This window comes from Mycobacterium pseudokansasii (genome assembly GCF_900566075.1).
Lineage (GTDB): Bacteria > Actinomycetota > Actinomycetes > Mycobacteriales > Mycobacteriaceae > Mycobacterium > Mycobacterium pseudokansasii.
In genome coordinates, this window is the sequence record NZ_UPHU01000001.1 from 5,197,242 (window position 1) to 5,214,672 (window position 17,431).

At 65.2% G+C, this 17,431-nt stretch carries 19 protein-coding genes; 16 read left to right on the forward strand and 3 right to left on the reverse strand.

What is annotated here, in order from left to right; translation table 11 throughout:
* Positions 1-665 precede the first annotated feature (665 nt).
* Positions 666-953, forward strand: coding sequence for a DUF2530 domain-containing protein (locus EET10_RS23260; protein WP_036393912.1), 288 nt, complete (start codon positions 666-668; stop codon positions 951-953).
* Positions 954-981: 28 nt separating this feature from the next.
* Positions 982-1,437 carry an SRPBCC family protein gene (locus tag EET10_RS23265; RefSeq protein ID WP_036393630.1) on the forward strand — a complete coding sequence of 152 codons (456 nt, stop codon included), beginning with the start codon at positions 982-984 and terminating at the stop codon, positions 1,435-1,437.
* Here the strand turns inward: EET10_RS23265 and EET10_RS23270 are convergent.
* A complete protein-coding gene (locus EET10_RS23270; protein ID WP_036393633.1) occupies positions 1,434-2,237 on the reverse strand; it encodes a DUF3027 domain-containing protein in 804 nt (267 codons plus the stop codon). The genes EET10_RS23265 and EET10_RS23270 overlap by 4 nt on opposite strands.
* Positions 2,238-2,430: 193 nt before the next feature.
* Here EET10_RS23270 and EET10_RS23275 point away from each other — a divergent pair, with 193 nt between their 5' ends.
* From EET10_RS23275 to EET10_RS23315, 11 genes are all read left to right on the forward strand, one after another.
* On the forward strand, positions 2,431-4,026 hold the full coding sequence (locus EET10_RS23275) for an MFS transporter (RefSeq protein WP_099187687.1): 1,596 nt from the start codon (positions 2,431-2,433) through the stop codon (positions 4,024-4,026).
* Positions 4,023-4,514: a DUF2771 domain-containing protein gene (locus EET10_RS23280; RefSeq protein WP_036393639.1), complete on the forward strand. Its 492-nt coding sequence runs from the start codon at positions 4,023-4,025 to the stop codon at positions 4,512-4,514. Before EET10_RS23275 ends, EET10_RS23280 begins: the two co-directional genes overlap by 4 nt.
* A gap of 42 nt (positions 4,515-4,556) precedes the next feature.
* On the forward strand, positions 4,557-4,856 hold the full coding sequence (locus EET10_RS23285; RefSeq protein WP_122502534.1) for a hypothetical protein: 300 nt from the start codon (positions 4,557-4,559) through the stop codon (positions 4,854-4,856).
* Between the two features lie 3 nt (positions 4,857-4,859).
* Positions 4,860-5,636 carry a hypothetical protein gene (locus EET10_RS23290; protein ID WP_122502535.1) on the forward strand — a complete coding sequence of 259 codons (777 nt, stop codon included), beginning with the start codon at positions 4,860-4,862 and terminating at the stop codon, positions 5,634-5,636.
* Positions 5,637-5,866: 230 nt separating this feature from the next.
* Positions 5,867-6,040: a hypothetical protein gene (locus EET10_RS29765; RefSeq protein ID WP_167480098.1), complete on the forward strand. Its 174-nt coding sequence runs from the start codon at positions 5,867-5,869 to the stop codon at positions 6,038-6,040.
* A gap of 70 nt (positions 6,041-6,110) precedes the next feature.
* Positions 6,111-6,527 carry a hypothetical protein gene (locus EET10_RS23295; RefSeq protein WP_036393645.1) on the forward strand — a complete coding sequence of 139 codons (417 nt, stop codon included), beginning with the start codon at positions 6,111-6,113 and terminating at the stop codon, positions 6,525-6,527.
* Positions 6,528-6,592: 65 nt separating this feature from the next.
* Positions 6,593-6,892, forward strand: coding sequence for a hypothetical protein (locus tag EET10_RS23300; RefSeq protein ID WP_036393642.1), 300 nt, complete (start codon positions 6,593-6,595; stop codon positions 6,890-6,892).
* A 3-nt stretch (positions 6,893-6,895) separates the two neighbouring features.
* Positions 6,896-7,672 (forward strand): hypothetical protein, encoded by a 777-nt coding sequence (locus tag EET10_RS23305; RefSeq protein ID WP_122502536.1) that lies wholly within the window; start codon positions 6,896-6,898, stop codon positions 7,670-7,672.
* A gap of 230 nt (positions 7,673-7,902) precedes the next feature.
* Entirely contained in the window at positions 7,903-8,076 is a 174-nt protein-coding gene (locus tag EET10_RS29770; protein WP_167480098.1) for a hypothetical protein, read from the forward strand.
* 70 nt (positions 8,077-8,146) lie between these two features.
* The gene (locus EET10_RS23310) at positions 8,147-8,563 is read left to right on the forward strand and encodes a hypothetical protein (RefSeq protein ID WP_122502537.1); all 417 of its coding nucleotides are present in this window, start codon (positions 8,147-8,149) and stop codon (positions 8,561-8,563) included.
* Positions 8,564-8,998: 435 nt separating this feature from the next.
* Entirely contained in the window at positions 8,999-9,676 is a 678-nt protein-coding gene (locus EET10_RS23315; protein WP_063468193.1) for an alpha/beta fold hydrolase, read from the forward strand.
* Positions 9,677-9,707: 31 nt separating this feature from the next.
* On the opposite strand, the gene EET10_RS23320 is transcribed toward EET10_RS23315, so the two are convergent.
* Positions 9,708-10,712, reverse strand: coding sequence for a glutathione S-transferase family protein (locus EET10_RS23320; protein WP_036393654.1), 1,005 nt, complete (start codon positions 10,710-10,712; stop codon positions 9,708-9,710).
* Positions 10,713-10,980: 268 nt separating this feature from the next.
* Here EET10_RS23320 and EET10_RS31800 point away from each other — a divergent pair, with 268 nt between their 5' ends.
* The 3 genes from EET10_RS31800 (at position 10,981) to EET10_RS23335 (ending at position 15,123) form a co-directional block, all read left to right on the forward strand.
* Positions 10,981-12,333, forward strand: a complete 1,353-nt coding sequence (locus tag EET10_RS31800; protein ID WP_081260767.1) for a PPE family protein — start codon at positions 10,981-10,983, stop codon at positions 12,331-12,333.
* 113 nt (positions 12,334-12,446) lie between these two features.
* Positions 12,447-13,634, forward strand: a complete 1,188-nt coding sequence (locus EET10_RS23330) for a PPE family protein (RefSeq protein WP_036393923.1) — start codon at positions 12,447-12,449, stop codon at positions 13,632-13,634.
* Between the two features lie 4 nt (positions 13,635-13,638).
* Positions 13,639-15,123, forward strand: coding sequence for an amino acid permease (locus EET10_RS23335; RefSeq protein ID WP_122502538.1), 1,485 nt, complete (start codon positions 13,639-13,641; stop codon positions 15,121-15,123).
* A gap of 15 nt (positions 15,124-15,138) precedes the next feature.
* On the opposite strand, the gene EET10_RS23340 is transcribed toward EET10_RS23335, so the two are convergent.
* On the reverse strand, positions 15,139-17,103 hold the full coding sequence (locus tag EET10_RS23340) for an acyl-CoA dehydrogenase family protein (RefSeq protein ID WP_036393658.1): 1,965 nt from the start codon (positions 17,101-17,103) through the stop codon (positions 15,139-15,141).
* Positions 17,104-17,431 lie beyond the last annotated feature (328 nt).

Below are 17,431 nucleotides of genomic sequence, written 5' to 3' on the forward strand. Positions count from 1 at the left end.
ACGATTGCGGTCGTGCCTTGAGCGCTCACCCCGTCGACACACTCCCTCGGCATTTTGAAACCGTTGCGTCGCATCGTCCAGCAACGTCACATCCATACCAGCTGTCACATCGGTGCTGCACGGGCGGACCCCCGAGAGGCCCAGGAGGCTTCTAGCGTCCTGCGTCGACTCGCTTACCAGGTACGCCATCTTGTTCGGTGATCTGTGGGGCGATGCAAAGCCCTCCGGAGGCCACAAGGCTGCCGGTCATCGATGTCGGCATCCGTAGCTTGGGCTGCGCGCACACCTTGGCGTCGGTTTTCGGCCACGCCGATGCTCGCGGCTTTGCTCAAACCTTCTGTGATGGCGGGCGTTCGGGACAGGACAGCAGAAGAATCGCGGGCTCACCAGGCCGACGGTCATGCCCGCCGTATCGAGTGTGCACGGACGGCTTTGATCGTGCGCGTAGGGCGGAAAAATCCGCGGCGGCCCGCCCTGACGGCACGCTCGACGCCCGCAACGCACACTCGACGCCCGCAACGCACGCTCGACGCCCGCAACGCACGCTCGACGCCGTCAGCAGCGACAACCCCGGCGCCGTGCACCCCCGGGCGCCGTGCACCCCGGGCGCTCCCGTTCCGCCCGTACGGCGGCCGGCATCGTCGCGGGCTATGTTGAAACCGATGATGAGTGACGAACCTGACCACAATCCCGAGCCACCACCATTACCGGCAGCCCTACTGGAAGTGTGGCCGGTCATCATGGTCGGCGCACTCGGCTGGGTGGCCGCCGCGGTGGCCGCATTCGCCGTGCCCAGTCTTCAGACATGGCGACCGGTGACAGTGGCCGGGCTGGCGGTGGGTTTGCTCGGCACGGGAATATTCGTCTGGCAGCTTGCCGCCGCCCGCCGCGGCGCACGGGGCGCTCAAGCCGGACTCGAGACGTATCTGGACCACCAACAAGACCAAAAATAGTGGTGCACAACACATCCGGGAGGAACGAATGGTAGCTCCGCTGCTACAGGCGCAGGTTGATATCGATGCGCCACCCTCGAAAGTCTGGGCGTTGATATCCGATTTGCGGCGAATGCCGCAATGGAGCCCGCAGTGTCGCTGGACGCACCAATTCGGTCCGCTGCGCCAAGGCACCCGTACCCTTAACCTCAACCGCCGCAATCGATTGTTCTGGCCGACGACATGCACCGTCGTCGAAGTCATCCCGGAGAAGAAGCTGGCGTTCCGGGTCGACACCAACCGCAGCATCTGGAGCTACGAGCTGGAGCCGAATGGCGAAGGAACCCGGGTCACCGAGAGCCGCCATGCCGAAAACGGGGTCAGCGCGTTTTCCAACTTGTCGGTCAACGCCCTCTTGGGAGGCACCGCCAACTTCGAACGCGAATTGGTCGACGGCATGAACACCTCGCTGGCAAAGATCAAGGCGGCCGCCGAAAACGGCTAATCGGACGATTGCGGCGGCTTCTCCCAGATGTCGAGCACCCCATCGTCGTACGGGTCATACATCGGGGAGCCGCCACCCGCCGGGGCCGGGGTGTCGGAATGAGCGCCGCAGCCGTAATGCTTGTCGACGACATGGCCGTCGGCGGACATTTCATTGCCACACACCCCGAACATTGCGCCCAGCGCTCCGGCGAGCGGCAGGAAGAACCCGCAGTCGCGGCATACTCGTTTGGTCGACCGTGCCATCGCCGAGTCGGGGCCATAGTCGCCGCTGTGCCAGCGCTCGGCCGCGCCGGCACGGCCCCACACGCTCATCACCCAGCGTCGGCCGAATCCGATCTCGGCAGCGGTCTCGTCGACATGCGGATCGCCGCTGGCGCTTTGGCCCGGTACCAGCCGCGGGTCATCCTTGGCCGGCGCCAGCAGGTCTCCCGGGCTCAAATCTCCCGGCTGTACCCGCCGCTCCCAGGGCACCCAGGGCGGCGCCAGCAAGGCCGTCGGACCGGGGATCAGCACGACCTCGCTGATGGTGGCATGGTCGGCACCGGCGTAGGCAGCCACCACGACGGCCCATTGCCATCCCTGGTAGCCGGGCAAATGCGCCAGGAACCGGTGTGTCGCCGCATTGGGATCGTCGTAGCTGACACCGAGGTAATCTCCGACCGCATCCGGGCCACTGAACTCGACGACCGCCGCCCTGGCCTGGTCCACAGCGCCGGTGAGCAGCGACGCCAAGTCCTGCGGCCATTCGGTCACGGTCGCCACGGCGGATTCCACCGACTTCTCCAAGGGTCCGGTCACACTCTTCCCTCTCTGCAGTGCGTATCCATACTGCCGGAAGACACGGTGGACGAGCCACACCCGGTTGCCTCCGCGTGGAGACGGGATAAGCCAGAATTGATGCGTGTCTGCACGGCGGCGTGATCACCCGGGCCGTACGGCTCCGGCTGCGGGCCGCCGGAGCCGGAACGGAACGGTCAACGAGCACCCCGGCATGGCCAACTATCCCGCTGATCACGCCGACTATCGGCGTCCGCGCCGTCCGCCGCCCATGTCGAGCGCCAACCGCTATCTCCCGCCGCTGGGCCAGGAGCGGGAACCTCCACGCGAGAGCGAGCCGCCGCCGTCGCGCGGGTTCAGCAACGGCGAACGGATCACCGTCACCCGGGCCGCGGCGATGCGCAGCCGCGAAATGGGCTCGCGGATGTATTGGATGGTGCAGCGCGCCGCCACCGCCGACGGCGCCGACAAGTCGGGCCTGACCGCGCTGACCTGGCCGGTGATGGCCAACTTCGCGGTCGACTCCGCGATGGCGGTTGCCCTGGCCAACACGCTGTTTTTTGCCGCGGCCAGCGGTGAAAGCAAATCACGCGTCGCCCTCTACCTGTTGATCACCATCGCACCGTTCGCCGTGATCGCGCCGCTGATCGGTCCCGCGCTGGACAAGCTGCAGCACGGCCGACGGGTGGCGCTGGCTCTATCGTTCGGACTTCGGACCGCGTTGGCACTGGTGTTGATCATGAATTACGACGGCGCCACCGGCAGCTTCCCGTCGTGGGTGCTCTATCCGTGCGCGCTGGCCATGATGGTGTTCTCGAAGTCGTTCAGCGTGCTGCGCAGCGCGGTGACCCCGCGGGTGATGCCGCCGACGATCGATTTGGTGCGGGTCAACTCCCGGCTGACGGTGTTCGGTCTGCTCGGCGGCACCATGGCCGGCGGTGCCGTCGCCGCCGGGGTCGAATTCGCCTGCACCCACCTGTTTGAGCTCCCGGGCGCATTGTTCGTCGTCGTCGCGATCACCATCGCCGGCGCCGTCTTGTCGATGCGGATCCCAAGCTGGGTGGAAGTGACCACCGGCGAGGTGCCGGCCACACTGAGCTACCACCGCGACAGCGGCAAGCTGCGGCGAAGCTGGCCGGAAGAAGTCAAGAACCTCGGCGGAACACTACGCCAACCGTTGGGCCGCAACATCATCACCTCGCTGTGGGGCAACTGCACCATCAAGGTGATGGTCGGCTTCCTGTTCTTGTATCCGGCGTTCGTCGCCAAAGCTCACGACGCCGACGGGTGGGTTCAGTTGGCCATGTTGGGTCTGATCGGCGCGGCGGCCGCGATCGGCAACTTTGCCGGCAATTTCACCAGCGCGCGCCTGCAACTGGGCCGGCCGGCGGTGCTGGTCGTGCGCTGCACCGTGGTGGTGACGGTGTTCGCGCTGGCGGCCGCGGTGGCCGGCAATCTCGCGGCGGCTGCCGTCGCGACCCTGATCACGTCGGGCTGCAGCGCAATCGCAAAAGCCTCACTGGACGCCTCGCTGCAAGACGATCTGCCCGAGGAATCGCGGGCGTCGGGGTTCGGCCGTTCGGAGTCGACGCTGCAGCTGGCCTGGGTGCTCGGCGGCGCGGTCGGCGTGTTGGTCTACACCGAATTGTGGGTCGGGTTCACCGCCGTCAGCGCCGTGCTGATCCTGGGGCTGGCACAGACGGTCGTCAGCTTCCGGGGCGACTCGTTGATACCGGGTCTCGGCGGTAATCGGCCGGTCCTGGCCGAGCAGGAGAGCACGCGTCGTGGTCCGGCGATGATGCCGCAGTGAAACGTTGGGGCGTAGCGCTTCTCGCGGTCGTGGTGTTGCTGTTGTCCGTCGGGGCAGGTTTCGGCGCGTGGCTATTGGTGCGCGATCCCGATCCACGGCGACCTGAGATCAGTGCGTACTCACACGGACACCTGACCCGCGTCGGTCCCTACATGTATTGCAACGTGCTGCGACTCGACGAATGTGAGACACCGCAGACTCAGGGCGAACTGCCGGTGAGCGAGCGCTATCCGGTGCAGCTTTCGGTGCCGCAAGCCATTTCGCGGGCACCGTGGCGACTCCTGCAGCTCTACGAGGATCCCGCCAATACCGCGGCCACCATCTTTCGCCCCGACAGCCGGCTCGCGGTCACCATCCCCACCGTCGACCCGCATCGAGGTCGACTGACCGGGATTGTGGTGCAATTGTTGACGTTGGTGGTCGACGCCTCCTCCGGTGAGTTACGGGAGGCGCCGCACGCGGAATGGTCGGTGCGCCTGGTCTTTTGACGCCGAAGTGCGGGCGACGAAGAGGGTGGCTACACTGCCGCCATGCAGCAGAATCTGCGTGTCGATAGCGATGGTCTGCAGACCATGGCCACCCGCTGGGGCGCCGCAGCGGGCGAACTGAACGCGACAGCGGCCCCGACGGGGCTGGGTCTGTCGGGTCAAGCCAGCGCGGTCGCGGTCGACGGCGCCCACGCCGATGTCACGGCGTTCTCGGCGGCGCTCGCCGCACGGGTGATCGCCCGGGCCGCCCACGTCGCCGCCGCTGATACTCGCTACGTTGCCAACGAGACGGATTCGGCGAACATGCTGGCCGCCGTGGCCAGTACGGTGATCCGCGCCTAGCACATGTCAGTGGTTGCGGCGTTTCCCACCCTTTCGCAGCAGTTGGCCTGGCCCACCGAGCACCTCACCGAGGCCGCTGACCACTGGGAGGCTGTCGCCGGACGCTGCTACGGGATGGCCAACCAGGTCTGGCGAGACACGCTAGCGGTGGATTGGCGAGGCGCGGCAGCGGACACGCTGCGCACCGAGACGCATTCCGACATGCTGACGACCAGCGCGGTGGCCGACCAGTCGCATGAGGCGGCCAAAGTGGCCCGCAGCGGAGCCTCGGATCTGTATGCGGCACGCTCGCGGGTGCGCTACGCGGTCCAGGATGCCCGCGCGGCGGGGTTCGATGTCGGCGAGGACATGTCGGTCACAGATCGAAGCAGTGGTGGGTCGGCCGCGCAGCGTGCCACCCGGCAAGCCCAGGCACAAGCCTTCGCCGGCGACATCCGCCAACGAGCCGTCCAGCTGATCGGGCTCGATCAGCAAGTCGCCGCCAAAGTCACCGCCGCCGTGGCCGGCATCCGACACGCCGTCCCGCCAATGCCTGTCCCCGCCGCACCGGCACAGGGCAACCGCATCCAGGCCGTCGACAACCGCACCTGGAAACAGGACCCGACGCCGGCGCCGCCCCCGGAACCTGCCACCGGTCCGAGCGCCGACGATATCCGCAAGGTGCTGGACAAATTGCCCGTCGGTAATTCTCCTGATGTCAGGGAGATCCGCTCACCAGAAGACCTTCAGAACCTATGGAGGTGGGCCCAACAGAACGGGGTAGAAATCCCGAACGGCTAGGCGATCCCAGCAAAGGCACCCGATATCGACTTCCGGACGGCACAACGATTGGGCAACGCTGGGCTGCCGAGTCGACCGGAAAGCCCGTCCTTGATGTCCGGTTCCCCAGCAAAGGTGACTACACAAAGGTGCATATCAACCCGCAAGGGGGCGTGCCAGACATTCCCGCACCTGCCAGGCCAGCGCCACCCGAGGCGCCAGCGGTCCAAGCGCCCGTCGAGCCCCCAGCCGTGACACGCCCACCCGCCGCGCCGACGCCCGAACGCGCACCGCCACTGGTCGGTATCGGCCCGGTACCGCCGGAATCCGTCCCACACCCTGTTCACCCGCCCCACAGCCACCACGGGCCCCCGGTGCTGGGCAAGGACGAATTACCCGACCTCGACGAATTCAACCCCGGATGACGCCCTGACGTTGACTCCGACCGGTCACCGACCAGCGAAAGCCCAAGCACACCCACAAAGACGGAGAATTATGACTCGACCCGACGAGAATAGACGGCCGGAGACCCGGCCAATTGAAACGGCGCAAGACCGGCTGCGGGCGGAACTGCTGATCAGTGCGCTGTACGATCTGGTGCCGCTGGCGGAGGTGGAATCCGTGATCATCCGCGACAACCTCGCTACCACAATTCCCGCCCGACAACAGTTCGCCCTGCGGACCATCCGATCGCTCTTGGAAGACGGGCTCATGCAGATTGGGGACCTGCCCTACCCGGGCGAAAAATTCGCAGGCTGGGACCTCTCGATCGACGCCGCCATGCAGCGCGTCCACGACCTCTTCGTCCGCCACTATGACGAGCGCGCATTGTGGGACCTCACGATATGGCTGGGCCTCACGCCCGCCGGAGAACGGCAAGCCCACAAGCTCAAAGGTGACGCCGCGGACTGAATGGTCGGTGCGCCTGGTCGTAGCGCCGAAGTGCGGGCAACGAAGAGGGTTCCTACACTGCCGCCATGCAGCAGAATCTGCGTGTCGATAGCGGTGGTCTGCAGACCATGGCCACCCGCTGGGGCGCCGCAGCGGGCGAACTGAACGCGACAGCGGCCCCGACGGGGCTGGGTCTGTCGGGTCAAGCCAGCGCGGTCGCGGTCGACGGCGCCCACGCCGATGTCACGGCGTTCTCGGCGGCGCTCGCCGCACGGGTGATCGCCCGGGCCGCCCACGTCGCCGACGCTGATACTCGCTACGTTGCCAACGAGACGGATTCGGCGAACATGCTGGCCGCCGTGGCCAGTACGGTGATCCGCGCCTAGCACATGTCAGTGGTTGCGGCGTTTCCCACCCTTTCGCAGCAGTTGGCCTGGCCCACCGAGCACCTCACCGAGGCCGCTGACCACTGGGAGGCTGTCGCCGGACGCTGCTACGGGATGGCCAACCAGGTCTGGCGAGACACGCTAGCGGTGGATTGGCGAGGCGCGGCAGCGGACACGCTGCGCACCGAGACGCATTCCGACATGCTGACGACCAGCGCGGTGGCCGACCAGTCGCATGAGGCGGCCAAAGTGGCCCGCAGCGGAGCCTCGGATCTGTATGCGGCACGCTCGCGGGTGCGCTACGCGGTCCAGGATGCCCGCGCGGCGGGGTTCGATGTCGGCGAGGACATGTCGGTCACAGATCGAAGCAGTGGTGGGTCGGCCGCGCAGCGTGCCACCCGGCAAGCCCAGGCACAAGCCTTCGCCGGCGACATCCGCCAACGAGCCGTCCAGCTGGTCGGGCTCGATCAGCAAGTCGCCGCCAAAGTCACCGCCGCCGTGGCCGGCATCCGACACGCCGTCCCGCCAATGCCTGTCCCCGCCGCACCGGCACAGGGCAACCGCATCCAGGCCGTCGACAACCGCACCTGGAAACAGGACCCGACGCCGGCGCCGCCCCCGGAACCTGCCACCGGTCCGAGCGCCGACGATATCCGCAAGGTGCTGGACAAATTGCCCGTCGGTAATTCTCCTGATGTCAGGGAGATCCGCTCACCAGAAGACCTTCAGAACCTATGGAGGTGGGCCCAACAGAACGGGGTAGAAATCCCGAACGGCTAGGCGATCCCAGCAAAGGCACCCGATATCGACTTCCGGACGGCACAACGATTGGGCAACGCTGGGCTGCCGAGTCGACCGGAAAGCCCGTCCTTGATGTCCGGTTCCCCAGCAAAGGTGACTACACAAAGGTGCATATCAACCCGCAAGGGGGCGTGCCAGACATTCCCGCACCTGCCAGGCCAGCGCCACCCGAGGCGCCAGCGGTCCAAGCGCCCGTCGAGCCCCCAGCCGTGACACGCCCACCCGCCGCGCCGACGCCCGAACGCGCACCGCCACTGGTCGGGATCGGCCCGGTACCGCCGGAATCCGTCCCACACCCTGTTCACCCGCCCCACAGCCACCACGGGCCCCCGGTGCTGGGCAAGGACGAATTACCCGACCTCGACGAATTCAACCCCGGATGACGCCCTGACGTTGACTCCGACCGGTCACCGACCAGCGAAAGCCCAAGCACACCCACAAAGACGGAGAATTATGACTCGACCCGACGAGAATAGACGGCCGGAGACCCAGCCAATTGAAACGGCGCAAGACCGGCTGCAGGCGGAACTGCTGATCAGTGCGCTGTACGATCTGGTGCCGCTGGCTCAGATCGAATCGGCCATCATCCGCGACAACCTCGCTACCACAATTCCCGCCCGACAACAGTTCGCCCTGCGGACCATCCGATCGCTCTTGGAAGACGGGCTCATGCAAATTGGGGACCTGCCCTACCCGGGCGAAAGGTTCGCAGGGTGGGACCTCTCGGTGGACGCTGCTATGGAGCGCGTCTCCAACCTGTTTGTCAGCAAATACGATGAGCCTGATCTGTGGGAATTCACGATATGGCTGGGCCTCACGCCCGCCGGAGAACGGCAAGCCCACAAGCTCAAAGGTGACGCCGCGGACTGAATGGTCGGTGCGCCTGGTCGTAGCGCCGAAGTGCGGGCAACGAAGAGGATTCCTACACCGCCGCAATGCCGGAGCTCCTGCGTGTCGATACCGCTGGTCTGCGGGCCATGGCCACGCGCTGGGGGCGCGGCGGCGGGCCAACTCAACGCTACGGCCGTCCCGGCGGCGCAGGGCTTGTCGATTCAGGCCTGCCGCCGTCGACGGCGCGCTTCTCGGCGGAGACGGCCGCCTGGCGGACGTCCACCAGAAGTGGCCCGGCATAACCGCTTGATTTGCCTTCATCGGATCTTCATGTCGCGTAATGTCGCCAAGCTGTGGCTGCTGATGCGGTCAAGTTCGTCGATGCGAACGGCCTGACGTTCGTTTACCTGGAGGACGGCTCCGGGCCTCTAGTGCTACTGCTTCACGGGCTCCCGGTCACAGCACACACGTGGGATGATTTTCGCCCGCGGATCGCATCTAGGGGATACCGCGCAGGTGGCTCCGTTCATGCGCGGGTATTACCCAAGTGCCATCCCGGATCGCGACACCGACCAAGAGACCTTGGCGCGTGATGCGCTTGCGCTGGTGGAAGCGCTCGGTGCGGGTGAGTCCGTCATTATCGGCCACGATTGGGGCGCCTCGGCCGCATACGGCGCGGCAGCACTCAGCCCGCAGCGGGTGAAGAAGCTGATCGTGATCGGCATTCCGCACCCAGCGGCGCTGAAACCGTCGCCGAGAAAAATTTGGAACGTCCGCCACGTCGTGGCATACAAGTTGCCAAGTGCGCCGAAGCGCTTCGCGCGTAACGACTTTGCGGCGCTGCCCGCTGTCTATCGGCGGTGGGCGCCAACTTGGGTCCCAAAGTACGAGGAATCCAACGCCGTCCGCGCGAGCTTTTCCCACCCGGAGAGCTTGAATGCAGCGTTCGGGTACTACCGAAAACTCTCGCCACGACTCCCCGCATGGCTGAAGACGGGGATCGCAGTGCCCACGGTGGTCTTCGCCGGACTAGACCGACGCGCTGCACACATGTTCGGCAACGAGTACATCGTTGAGGAGGTCCGCGGCGGTCACTTCATGCACAGGGAACATCCCGAGGCGTTCGCCGAACGGCTCTTGACTCATCTATGAGCGCAATCAGCCACGCGGCAGAGGAGAAACCCTATGCCCCATGACCCGCCGGCACGCGCTCCCCCCGGACCGGCGGGCCTGGTGGTGTGCCGTCACCGAAAGGTCTGCCGCCCAAGGCTTCCCGACCATGTGGCGTGAGCCATCCGGCTAGCTCAGGCCCCTTAGGCACAATGCGGGTGGGATTGATGTCGGCATGCACGATGTAGTAGTGCTGCTTAATCTGAGTGAAGTCAACGGTATCGCCGAAACCGGGTGTCTGGAAAAGGTCGCGGGCGTACGCCCATAACACCGACATCTCGCTCAACGTGCACCGGTTGCACTTGAAATGCCCGTGGTAAACCGGGTCGAAGCGGACCAGCGTGGTGAAAAGCCGCACGTCGGCCTCGGTGATGGTGTCTCCTACCAGGTATCGCTGCACCGCCAGGCGATCGCTGACCCAATCCAGCGCGGTGAAGAGCCGGTCGTAGGCGGCGTCGTAAGCCTGCTGCGAACCGGCGAAGCCGCAGCGGTACACGCCGTTGTTGATTTCGGTGTAGACCCTCTTGCTCACCTCGTCGATCTGGTCCCGCAATGCCTCGGGGTACAACTGCGGCGCACCTTTGCGGTGGTATGCGGTCCACTCCGTGGAAAAGTCCACGGTGATTTGCGCGAAATCGTTGGTGACTACCGCCCCGCTCGCCACGTCGACGATCGCCGGAACAGTGATGCCCTTGGGGTAGTTGGGGAATCGCTTGAAGTACGCGTCTTGCAGACGTGGGATATTGAGTACCGGGTCGACGCCCCCAGGATCGAGGTCGAACGTCCAACTGCGCTCGTCGTGAGTGGGACCGCAAAAGCCAATAGACAGAACGGGCTCCAGGCCAAGTAACCGCCGCACGATGATCGTACGGTTGGCCCAGGGACAGGCCCGGGCCACGACAAGCCGATAGCGGCCCGGCTCCACCGGATAACCATCGCGACCGTCCGCAGTGATGCGGGTGGTGATGTAGTTGGCGTCACGGGTGAACTCGCCCTTTTCCGCAACGTAAGCCGCCATGGTAACCATGATGCCTTGGCGGACACACTGGCGATGCACTCGACACCTGACGGCCGACCGTTGGCTGGGCTGGACCTCGCAGCCGTCTGATGCCGTCGTGTGCCCTCTCCCGCTGGGCAGGACGGCACAAGAAGTAACACGACGAAAACATTTGTAAGAAATTATTCTAACAAGATAGTTATGCATTCACGAACTATTGTTCTATGCAACGTTCGGCCTGCTCCGGCAACGGCGCCACGCAGCCGACCCATACACCTGGTGAGGCTAGATGACTTCTTGCGTTCCGGTGGACGAAGACTCCGTCCCCGCCCTCGGCGCGACTTTGGTGGCTCACCTTGCTCCCCGCGTAGCCGATGTGTCCGCGGCCGCGGCCAGCGCGGATGGCGTCGGTGGCAACCACGCCGTCGTGCCGCAGCTGCTTGCCCGATGTCAGGTGGTGACCGTCGATTTTGGCGCCATACCCCCCGAGATCAACTCGGCTCGGATCTACAGCGGACCGGGATCGGGGACGTTGATCGCCGCGGCGACAGCGTGGGACGCGCTGGCCGCAGAGTTGACCTCGGCGGCCACTGCCTACGCGTCCGTGATTTCGGACCTGACCAGCTCGCAGTGGCTGGGGCCGGCATCGATGGCCATGGCGGCCACAATCGCGCCGTATCAAGCCTGGATCGCCGCGGCCGCCCGGAACGCAGAGCTGAGCGGAATACAGGCGAGGGTAGCTGCCGCAGCCTTTGAAACAGCCCACGCCATGACCGTGCCCCCACCCGTCGTCGCGGCCAACCGGAGCTTGCTGCTGACGCTGATTGCGACGAATTTCTTCGGCCAGAACACGCCGGCGATCGAATCCACCGAGTTTCACTACGCCGAGATGTGGGCTCAAGATGCCGCCGCGATGTACGGTTACGCCGCCTCCTGCGCGAGCGCCTCGCTGCTGCCCCCATTCACCGCGCCGCCCCGAACGGCCAACTCCGACGGTTTGGCCCGGCAAGCGGCTGCGGTCGCACACGCCGCCTCGACGCAGGCTGGGAGCGGTGCGTCTGCAACATCGAAAATGGCGTCGAAATTGATCGAGCTTGCCACTGCAACACAGGCGCTGCAACATATTTCGTCGTCGCCGCCCTGGTACATCAGAATCTGGGACTTCCTCAAGAGTATCCCGATCCCGGTGTGGGACCAGCTGCTGAACCTGGAATACATGTATGGGGCCCTGATCTACGACACCCAAGGCTACGAATTGAATGTCCTGCAGCTCATTCAGTCGCTGGCCTGGGCACCCGCTCAAGCAGCGACCGGTGTTGCGGCAGCATCAGCCGGTGTCAACGGGCACCCGGCCGGCCCTGGGCTAGCCAGCCTCGGCACCGCGCAAGTGTCGGCAAACGTTGGCCAAGCCGGCAAGATCGGGGTGATGTCGGCGCCGCCCAGCTGGGCTACATCGGCGTCAGCACCACACGTTGGACCCTCGCGGGCCACACCAATGGTTGTCAACGACGCCGTGCCGCGAAGTGGGCCCACCGGCCTGATTCCCAACATGCGGGTAGGTGGCATGGGCGAAGATTCGCACTTCGTCAAACGTCAACAAGGATCACGCATTACGGTGATCAGCCCGAAGGCCATCGGCTAGCGGGACGACACACATCGCAGGCTCCATCTCCGCGCCATCCATGAAAGCGCCTGCGCTCGAGGACAGTTCATTCACCACAGCGATCGCAACGACATAAGGGGTTCAGAGCAATGATTGATTTTGGCGTTCTACCGCCGGAGGTCACCTCAATCCGTATGTATTCCGGCCCGGGTTCGGCGCCGATGTTGGCCGCCGCGTCGGCATGGAGCGGATTGGCTGCCGAATTAACCTCTACCGCAGACGATTACGAGACCGTAGTGACCAGACTGCAGAGCGAGGACTGGATCGGCCCGGCGGCGACGTCCATGGCCGATGCGGTCCAACCGTATGTGGCGTGGATGCGAGCCACCGCAGCACAAGCCGAGCAAGCTGCCGCCCAGGCGCGCATGGTGGTCGCCGCTTACGAGGCCGCGGTAGCGGCTGTCGTTCCCCCACCTCTGGTTGCGGCCAATCGCGTCCAGGTGGCCTCGCTCAGCTCGACCAACGTCTTCGGCCAAAACACCGCGCGGATCGCGCTTCTTGAAGCGGAGTACGGCGACATGTGGACTCAGGATGCGACGGCAATGTATGTCTATGCCGCCGCTTCGGCGAATGCCACCCGACTCACGCCGTTCACGTCGCCGACGCAGACCACCAGCCCGTCCGCGTCCGCCTTGCAAGGCGCCGCCGCCGCGAATGCCGCCGGCACCGCTGCCGGAACGACGCAGAACCTGCTGTCCAAGTTGGTTTCTCAGGCACCCAACGCCTTACTTGATCTGGCTACGCCACTATCGTCCCTGTTGGCTTCCGCCGGAGCGACCCCCACGCCCCCCTCCTGGGTGGTGTGGCTAGAGGATTTCTTGAACCTGATTTCTCCTTTGACCGGTACCTGGTACAACGTCACAGGCCTGCCCTATTTCGGGATCGGCATCACCAACAGCCTTGCGTCGACGGCAAGAGCCGTCGGAGCGATCGGCCCGGAGGTCGGCGCGGCGGCAGCGTCCGCGGGCGGGGCCGCGGACGCTGCCGCGGGGACGCTGGGCCGCGGTGCACCGATAGCCGCGGGTATGGGTAATGCGCCGGCCGTCGGCAAGTTATCGGTACCGCCCAGTTGGTCGGCGACCGGCCCGGTACCAGGTCCGTCGGTAGGTTCGGTATCCGCGCCCTTGGTCAGCAATATCGCCTTGCCGGAGGCCGCTTCGGAAAGCAGCAACATGCTGGGCGGCATGCCGCTGGCCGGCCCCGGAGTCAGCGGGGCAGGCAGCGCTCCCCGATACGGTTTTCGTCCCAAAGTGATGGTGCGACCACCGTTTGCGGGTTAGCGCGATGACGAAAACAACTCCGGTGCCGAAGAGTTCACACATCACGGACCCTGTCGCCGACGCCGACGCCGACGCCGACGCCGACGTCGCACAGCTGCACCGAGGTCTTGCCAACCGGCATGTCCAGTTGATCGCGATCGGCGGCGCCATCGGCACCGGTCTGTTCATGGGGTCCGGGCGAACAATCTCGGTGGCCGGTCCGGCGGTTGTGGTCGTCTACGGGATCATCGGGTTCTTCGTGTTTTTCGTTCTGCGGGCGATGGGAGAATTGCTCCTTTCCAACTTGAACTACAAGTCGTTTGTCGATTGCGCGGCCGACCTGTTGGGGCCGGCGGCGGGGTTCGTCGTGGGTTGGTCGTACTGGTTCGCCTGGATCGTCACCGGCATCGCCGACCTGGTGGCGATTACCGGATACTCGAAATTCTGGTGGCCAGAGATACCAGCGTGGGTACCGGTTGTCATTACGGTCTCACTGATCTTGGGTTGTAATTTGTTCAGCGTCAGCAGTTTCGGGGAGATGGAGTTCTGGTTCGCGTTGATCAAGGTGGTAGCGATTGGCTGCCTGATTGTCGTCGCGGTGATCCTGGGGGCCACACACTACGTTTCTCCGCACGGTGCCCGGGCCGGGATTGCCAACCTCTGGAATGACGGCGGGTTCTTCGCCACCGGCTTTATGGGTCTGGCCAGTGGCTTCCAGATAGCGTTCTTTGCCTACATCGGAGTGGAACTCGTCGGTGCCGCTGCCGGCGAGACAGCCGACCCAACACGCACCCTGCCCCGTGCGATCAATGCCGTACCGCTGCGGGTAGCCATCTTTTACATCGGCGCGCTGGTGGCAATCCTGGCGATCGTTCCCTGGCGGCAGGTCAACAGCGGCGAGTCCCCCTTCGTGATGATGTTCTCCCTGGCCGGAGTTGCCGCGGCGGCATCGGTTGTCAACTTCGTCGTTGCCACGTCAGCAACCTCGTCAGCGAACTCCGGGGTCTTCTCCACCGGACGAATGCTGTTCGGACTGGCCGAGGAGGGCAGCGCCCCGGCGCTTTTCGGCAAACTCAATCGCGGCGGCGTACCGGCCCCGGCTCTAATGCTGACCGCGGTGTTACTGCTCACCGCCATCCCACTGCTCTATGCCGGCGGTTCAGTGATCGGCGCCTTCACCCTCGTCACGACCCTCTCGTCGTTGCTGTTCATGTTCGTCTGGGCGATGATCATCCTCAGCTACCTTGCCTATCGGCGCCGGCACCCACAGCGTCATGCGACGTCGAACTACAAGGTTCCCGGTGGCGTATTCATGTGTTGGGCGGTACTCGCCTTCTTCGCATTCGTCATCTGGACGCTCACCACAAATACCCAAACATTGGTCGCATTGGCGTGGTTCCCGTTGTGGCTCATGCTCCTTACGGCCGGTTGGCTGGTCGTCCGACGCCGGCCGGGCCGCGCCGAACGTTATCGTCGTTTCCAGGCCGAGCTGGAGCCTATTCGATGCTGAGCTTCTCAGCGGAACTCACGCGCTTTGCGTCCGCCCAACCGGCCCGGGCGAGGACACCGTCGAAATTCGCCGCGCCACATCGGTTTCGGTGGACGGACCCGGTTCCCAGGGAGCGATCCACGGTCCGCTGCCCTCCGACTGATCGATGATCCCTTCCTCCAGCCAGGTGTAGCGGCCGTCCAGCACATCGTTGGTCAGGCGAACGTCGCTGCTGTCGGTGTTGGCCCACAACGCGTGGAACAGCGCTTCGACGCGGAGGGTCGCTTGCTCACAGAATATTTCGGCCAGTTCGTATGCCTGATGACCGACGACCGGATCAGCAACCCGCTGAGCCTCGGCCCGAACGCACGCCGCGGACATGGCGAACAGCTCTGCACCGATATCGACGATGCGCCCGAGGAACCCTTGCTTTTGCTCCAGCCGGGCCTGCCAGCGCGCCATCCCGTAGAAGGTGTTGCGGGCCAGCTTGCGCGTTGAGCGTTCGACGAATCGCAGATGCGACGCCAGCGGGCCGAACTCCTGATACGCCGTGGGTCGTTGCCCTTCGCCGAATACCAGCTGCGGCAACCACTTTGCGTAGAACCCACTCGCGCCGACCGCAGCTGCGGCCTTCTGGCGCAGATCGGTCTCGGGCTTGGCGAGATCACCGGCAGCTGTCAGGTGCGCGTCCACCGCCTCCCGCGCGATAAGCAGCCGCATGATCTCGCTGGATCCCTCGAAGATGCGGTTGATCCGCATGTCCCGCAGCGACTGCTCCACCGGCGCCGCGCGCTCACCTCGCGCGGCCAGCGACTCGGCGGTCTCGTACCCTCGCCCACCCCGGATCTGCAACAGCTCGTCGGCAATCCGACAGGTCATCTCACTGGACCACAGCTTGGCCAGGGCCGCCTCGATCCGGATGTCGTTGCGGCCCTCGTCGGCCATCTGACCAGACAGCTCGACCACCGCATCCAGCGCGTAAGTGGTGGCGGCGATGAACGCGATCTTGCCGGCCACCGCTTCGTGTTTGCCTACCGGTTTGCCCCACTGCACGCGCTCACGAGACCATTCACGCGCGATCTTCAGCGACCATTTGCACGATCCGGTCACCATCGCCGGTATCGCCAGCCGTCCGGCGTTCAGTGTGGTCAGCGCGATCTTCAGTCCGTCCCCCTCCCGACCGATCAGGTTTTCGGCCGGAACCCGTACGCGGTGCAGCCTGGTGACGCCGTTCTCGATACCGCGCAGTCCCATGAACTTGTTGCGCCGCTCCACGGTGATCCCGGGTGAGTCCGCCTCGACGACGAAAGCGCTGATGCCGCCCCGATGCCCCTCGCTCTTGGGGACCCGCGCCATGACGACCAGCAGTTCGGCAACCACTCCGTTGGTGGTCCACAGTTTGAGGCCCTCGAGTTCGTAAGCCTTGCCGTCATCGATCGGTGTGGCCGTCGCGGCCAGCCGCGCCGGGTCCGAGCCCACGTCGGGCTCGGTGAGCAGGAAGGCCGACAGGGCGCCAGCGGCGCACCGCGGCAAGAACTTCCGCTTCTGCTCCGGGCTTCCGGCAAGCTTCAACGGCTCGGGCACACCAATCGACTGGTGCGCCGACAGCAGTGCGCCCAGGCTCGGATGCACCGTCGAGGCCATCATCAGCGCACGGTTGTAGGCAACCTGCGACATGTTCAATCCGCCATACTCGGCCGGGATTTTCATGCCGAAGCAACCGAGTTCAGCCAAGCCCTTCACGTATTCGTCGGGAATCTGGGCGTCGCGCTCGATCACGCTGCCGTCGACGGTGGTGAGGAATTCCCGCAGCTTGCCCAGGAACGCCTCGATGCGAGCCTCCTCGGCTTCCGACGGCTTCGGAAACGGGTGAATGAGTTCGAGCGGGAAGCGGCCAAGGAAAATTTCCTTGGCGAAAGATGGTTTATCCCAACCACTTTCGCGCGATTCTTCGGCAAGCGCTCTCGCCTGCTGTTCGGTGACTTGCACTTGCTGCGCCATCGCGGCCTCCTCGCTGATGAACCGACATGGGGGTTGATTACCCGGTTCCTGCCCGATAGTACGACGCGGCGCGGCCCAAATGACCGCTTCCGGGTCTCAACAAAAGCTGGGCGATCGCCCAGCACAGCCCGCCCACTGCTGGGGCCGCCGGACCGGCGGGCAGAACGCTGCGCTGCCTGCCGGCAGGCGCGCCGGGCATGACACAGGCATGGTCGCAGGACGACTACTCACCACGAAAATCGTTGCGTGCTAAGCGTGTTCAGCCGCCAGCCCGGGGCACAAATCGCTGGCCCGGCCGATCAGACCGACCAGTGGTGTGGCAACAGGG